The organism is Nosocomiicoccus sp. HMSC059G07 (assembly GCF_001815515.1).
Classification (GTDB): Bacteria; Bacillota; Bacilli; order Staphylococcales; family Salinicoccaceae; genus Nosocomiicoccus; species Nosocomiicoccus ampullae_A.
In genome coordinates this window covers 1-584 of the sequence record NZ_KV820792.1, presented here as the reverse complement: position 1 = coordinate 584, position 584 = coordinate 1, and the positions used below count along the sequence as shown (strand labels likewise).

At 43.2% G+C, this 584-nt stretch carries 1 protein-coding gene; it reads left to right on the top strand.

The features are described 5' to 3' along the window. Positions 1–64 precede the first annotated feature (64 nt). A partial coding sequence (locus tag HMPREF3029_RS02560) for a helix-turn-helix domain-containing protein (protein WP_070709574.1) occupies positions 65–584 on the top strand: 520 nt, incomplete at its 3' end.

Sequence of the window (584 nt, the reverse complement as noted above, 5' to 3'; positions counted from 1 at the left end):
AAAAAAGCCATGTGAATTTCATGTTATATTGAATGTACCACCAACCAATATAAGGAGAATTCACATGACCCATGTAGATAATAACACAGAATCACGCAAATCTAAACACCTTACATACGGTGAAATGAAGAAAATTGAAGCGTATAAAGCACTTGATTTATCCAATCGAAAGATTGCGTCTTTGCTTGGACGTAGTCCACAAACCATCAATAATGCCATCAATACAGCGTCTGTCACGCAGAAAAGCCAACAGAAACAGAATGGCAAGACGTATACCTACTATAAAAAGGTCTACTCCGCAGAGCTGCATCATGACATTTATCTGCGAAATCGTGCGAACTGTGGCCGCCGTCCCAAATGGGTGGAAACGGAGCGATTCACTGAATGGGCGGATCGAAAAATGCTTGAAGACAAATGGTCTCCAGATACAGTGGTTAATAAAGCCATGGACCTGTTTGATCCGGCGATCATTCCAAGTACTTCAACCCTCTACAATTGGATCGACAGTGGCATCATGCGCACCAAGAATATCGACTTACTCGAAAAGGTTGGACGGAAACCGCGGTCTACCAAAGGTCGAGTGC